Here is a 4,131-nt window from a genome sequence, read left to right as displayed (position 1 = left end):
GATAGATTCCGCCGAGGCCGAGAATGGAGAAAGCGCGGTCGCGGAAACGAGGACGGCGGCGAAAAGACTCTTGCGTATAGGCAGGACCATGTATCCCTCATTCGTTGTCCATGGGAACCACGCCACGCCGGCTTCTCCTTCTTGAGCAGCCGGCGCCGCGTGTTCAATGTTCCCTGCTGCTCAGCCCCAAAGTGCCCCCAGTTTTGCGGATCAGCAACGATTTCAAACACAAGCGACCATGACAACGCCTATCCTGCAAGGCAAAATCATTCAGAATTCGAAGGCGCGAATACGTTCGAATCCCGGTAGTGGCTTAATTGCCGCATTAAATGCGCGTCTTCCCGTTACAACCCCCCCCGCTTTAAAAAAAAGCCGGGCCACGCCGGAATTGCCCTGGCCTTCGACGGCAACGAGTCGGCCGCCTTCGGCAAGCTGGTCGAGCAGCGGTGCCGGCACGTCCGCGACGCTGCCGCCGATGAAGATGACGTCATAGGGCGCCTTGGCCGCATGTCCTTGCGGCAACGCCCCCTGGACAACGGTCACATTGCCGCAGCCGAGCGATGAAAGCGTCGATCTGGCGGTCTCAGCCAGCGCCGAATCGCTTTCGAGCGCCACAACGGACTTCGCCAGCCGAGACAGGACGGCCGAGGCATAGCCGGTGCCGCAGCCGACATCGAGCGCCGAATCGGCTGGGCTGATCTCGGCCAGTTGCATGAGCTTGGCCAGCGGCGAGGCTTCCATGAGATAGCGCGCACCGTCCGCGCCGGCGGCAATACGGATGTCCTCGTCGATATAGGCGAGATCGCGCTGTTCGGCGCCGACAAAGATTTCTCTTGGCACGACAAGCATCGCATCGAGCAATGGTGCGCTGGTCACATCGGTGGTGCGGACCTGGCCGTCGACCATCTTGATGCGAAGTTCGGAGAAATCAGCGCTCATGTTCCAACCAATCCGCTTGCCGCGCCAGAACCGCGGTTCATTACGATCGGAACTTCAGGCCCCAGCGCTGCTGCGCGGGGGCCCGGGCATTGGAGGCCTCGCCCGGAATCGAACCGGGGTGCAAGGATTTGCAGTCCTCTGCGTAACCACTCCGCCACGAGGCCTCATTGCTCCCGGCGTTCCACCCGGTTCCAATAGGTTGCGGCGAAAATGCCGTCAAGCGGCCACCCGTGCATTCCGAACGGTTTCCTCTCGCCGGTTTGGGCAGCGTCCCGTCAAATCCCAGGCCCGGGCCTGACGACGATACGTTAGCTGCTTGTTAAGCATGGCTCGACGCCGGAAGAAACTCATTCAGCAGCCCATACGTTGAACATGGCGGGAGACATGCCATGCGTCGGACAACGGCAGCAAAAGGCAAGGCAGACGACATGAATGCGGCGTCCGGCCTGTCGCTGCCGCAGTGCGAAGAGCTTTTGCGCTACGCCATCGACCGCCTGTGCATCGGCAGCGCGAGCAGCCTGTTGCCGCGTGACCGGGCAAAGCTCGCCTCGGCGGCTGCGATTCTCAAGCAGATCCGCGAAGCGCTGGAAGAGCACGCCGGGCGCTGAGACCGGGCGCTGTCGGCCTCAATCCGGCCGGCGGCGCCGTTCCCACCAGACAACGAAGCGGCGCCGGTGGCGGCGGACCATGGCGAATTCATAGGACAGCACCAGCAATCCAAGCGGCACCATCCAGAAGCCGAGGATCGGCAGGAAACCCAGAATGCCGCCGATGGTCAGCACGATGCCCATGGTGATTCTGAGCCCGCGCGAGCGCGGCATTTTGAACTCACGCCCGAAAACCGAGATTTTCCGCGCCGGCATCTGGTTGTCTTGTGCTGTCATCGTCTCGAAAGATTAACCCTTTTGACCGTTCAGGAGCACCGTTGAATCTAAGCCGCAACGGCGCTTTCGGTTCCATATCCCCAGCAAGACGGCTAATATGAGGGCATCCGCGAACGATTGCGAGAAACGCCTGAGCGAAAAATGCCTCGGAAAAATGCGAAATGCTTCTTTGCAAAGCGGAAAAGGGTTTGCTATAGGCTGCGCCACTCACATGAGAGCCTCTGTTCCCCGGTAGCTCAGTGGTAGAGCAACCGGCTGTTAACCGGTTGGTCGCTGGTTCGAATCCGGCCCGGGGAGCCAACCTTTCCAAGCACTTACCGAATCTGCAAAATCGCCATTTTTGGCGATAGGTACGGTATAGGTACGCAACTCGACTTCGCTAGGCGCTGAAGGAGAGAACGTCCATGGACTATGTTTTTGATGAACTGATTGGCCTGCTGCGAGCCCAGCCGACATGGAATTGGCGCCCAACTGCGATGGCCTGGGCGTTTCGCTTGGCAGGAAACGTGACGATCGGCGTCGGGATAGCAGTCGGCCGCGCCCTCGCCGGCTGATTGCGGTGCCAAACCTTTCCTGCAACTATCGGCAGGCCCGCGCGACAAAAGGGGGTGGGGCAGTGAAATCTCTCATCTACTGGTTGGTCAGCGTGGACTGGCTCAACGTCGCCGGCGTATTCGCGACGGTGATGGCCCTTGGACTGTCGCTGCATTTCTGGCGACGTCAGTTTCGCCCAATCATCACGGCGATGGTTGAGACGCACCACGGCGGCAACGAGGCTATCGCGTACGACCTGGTAATCCTTAACTCCGGATCGATCCCGGCAAAGAATATCAAGCTCTTCATTAGCGATCAGAAAGCGCTTGAGGCGGCGCTTGGTGCCGGAGCCAACGACGAGAACAAGGGCCTTTAGTTGGCTTGTTTCGAGCCTTCCAGGGTGATCCGTCTCCTCGACAACGGTGCTCGGACGTCCTTTTCTTTTGGTCTAACCCATAGAGATCTGCGTCAAAGCTTTTGGATCGCGCAGGCCGAGTTTCCGATTCAGATCGAATATGAAGGTTGGTTCGGAAAAAAATATCAAAGAGAGGTGAACGTCTTGCAGATCGCCGGTTCTGACAGTTTTACAGGCGGTATGTGGGGACCACCCAAAACACTCGCAGTAAGTCGGCGGAGCCAATAATAAAAAGCCCGCCACTGTGAGGCAGCGGGCTGGCCGCGTCGCTGGATAAAGAAAGGCCCGGAAGCCGAAGCCGCCGTCAATTATAGCCAGTTTGAAACCACGGACTGGTCTCATCATACCCTAGGCGCGGATTATAATGATCCAGGAAGTTGGCCCCATTTGGCTGTCGCGCAGCCACGGTGCCTGTCGATTTGCAATCCAGTTTCGGGGTCGGCTTGCTGCCAGCCTTCATATGAGGTGTAGAACACGAGGTTGCAGCCTGATGAGCTGTGGCCACTTTCTTCTTCTCCTTCGCAACAGCTGCTCCGGTGGCGGCCAATACCATTGCTACGCCAAAGACAACGAGTTTCATTGAAACGCCCTCACCCTTGTACAATCCGATATGATTGCGCCCAGTTAACGTAACGTCAAATCACCTTTTGTCGGCAACGACGGCGAACAGTGCCAGTAAAAAGAGCCCGCCACCGAAGCAGCGCGCCAATTCGAAACTTGGTTTCGGTTTCAGTAGAAGTCGGGCTGCTCCCGCTCATCGTCGCCTTCGCGATCGTCTGCCGGTTCGCAAAGCATGACGCCTTTGCCGTGATTCTCGCACCAGCCGAGCAGCGGCTCGCCTTCGGGGTGGTTCCAGGTGTTCTGATCGACGATGACTGCCTTACGCTGGTCGACATGTTCCGTCCAGCCAAGTTCATACTCGTCATCGTCCCAGCCGTCGTGCGGTTCGTCCAGCACGTCGCCTCCATGCTCATTCTCGGCCTCGCAATCGTCATGGCTTGTGCCGTGAACAAACAGGGGATTCACTACGAAACCGGTCCGATCAAGAATCTTCGGATGGACGCGATTTTTGACAACCTCGCCAGTGCCAGCGGCCCGCTGCCAGGGCACGGCAACGGGCCTTTGACACAAGCCGGACATGGACTTTGGACAGGCATCCGGCCGGCATTTTCAACGAGAGATGCGAAATTTTGTTCCCGCGCTYCTCGCATTTTACCACCATTGCCTGTCGTGATTGCGGCGCTACCTCACTGGGCGTAGGATCGCCCTGGGGAGAGGCAAAATGTCTGTTATTTGGGCAGGTGGAACAGCCATCGTCGTTTTGGCGTTCGTCGCGGTCGTGGCCATGGATTACATGAG

The 4,131-nt window shown here is 58.5% G+C and carries 7 protein-coding genes and 2 tRNA genes; 4 read left to right on the top strand and 5 right to left on the bottom strand.

Annotation, left to right across the window (positions count from 1 at the left end):
* Positions 1–270 precede the first annotated feature (270 nt).
* A complete protein-coding gene (locus AC1D0I_RS32230; RefSeq protein ID WP_477400135.1) occupies positions 271–939 on the bottom strand; it encodes a protein-L-isoaspartate O-methyltransferase family protein in 669 nt (222 codons plus the stop codon).
* Between the two features lie 90 nt (positions 940–1,029).
* Positions 1,030–1,103, bottom strand: a tRNA-Cys gene (locus AC1D0I_RS32225).
* Positions 1,104–1,328: 225 nt separating this feature from the next.
* On the opposite strand from AC1D0I_RS32225, the gene AC1D0I_RS32220 reads away from it, so the two are divergent.
* Positions 1,329–1,547 (top strand): hypothetical protein, encoded by a 219-nt coding sequence (locus AC1D0I_RS32220; protein WP_457154475.1) that lies wholly within the window; start codon positions 1,329–1,331, stop codon positions 1,545–1,547.
* Between the two features lie 18 nt (positions 1,548–1,565).
* On the opposite strand, the gene AC1D0I_RS32215 is transcribed toward AC1D0I_RS32220, so the two are convergent.
* Positions 1,566–1,823 (bottom strand): hypothetical protein, encoded by a 258-nt coding sequence (locus AC1D0I_RS32215; protein ID WP_457154476.1) that lies wholly within the window; start codon positions 1,821–1,823, stop codon positions 1,566–1,568.
* Positions 1,824–2,048: 225 nt separating this feature from the next.
* On the opposite strand from AC1D0I_RS32215, the gene AC1D0I_RS32210 reads away from it, so the two are divergent.
* From AC1D0I_RS32210 to AC1D0I_RS32200, 3 genes are all read left to right on the top strand, one after another.
* Positions 2,049–2,123 (top strand) — tRNA-Asn (locus tag AC1D0I_RS32210).
* A 104-nt stretch (positions 2,124–2,227) separates the two neighbouring features.
* Positions 2,228–2,377: a hypothetical protein gene (locus AC1D0I_RS32205; RefSeq protein WP_477304232.1), complete on the top strand. Its 150-nt coding sequence runs from the start codon at positions 2,228–2,230 to the stop codon at positions 2,375–2,377.
* Between the two features lie 62 nt (positions 2,378–2,439).
* Positions 2,440–2,733 (top strand): hypothetical protein, encoded by a 294-nt coding sequence (locus AC1D0I_RS32200; RefSeq protein ID WP_477227429.1) that lies wholly within the window; start codon positions 2,440–2,442, stop codon positions 2,731–2,733.
* A gap of 343 nt (positions 2,734–3,076) precedes the next feature.
* Here AC1D0I_RS32200 and AC1D0I_RS32195 read toward each other — a convergent pair whose 3' ends face one another.
* Complete coding sequence (locus AC1D0I_RS32195; protein ID WP_477400134.1) at positions 3,077–3,352, bottom strand: hypothetical protein; 276 nt, start codon at positions 3,350–3,352, stop codon at positions 3,077–3,079.
* Positions 3,353–3,501: 149 nt separating this feature from the next.
* Positions 3,502–3,729, bottom strand: a complete 228-nt coding sequence (locus AC1D0I_RS32190; RefSeq protein WP_477400133.1) for a hypothetical protein — start codon at positions 3,727–3,729, stop codon at positions 3,502–3,504.
* Positions 3,730–4,131 lie beyond the last annotated feature (402 nt).

Source organism: Mesorhizobium sp. P2_D1 (assembly GCF_056404455.1).
The sequence above is the reverse complement of the archived record's forward strand: the minus strand, read 5'-3'. Positions and strand labels throughout refer to the sequence as shown.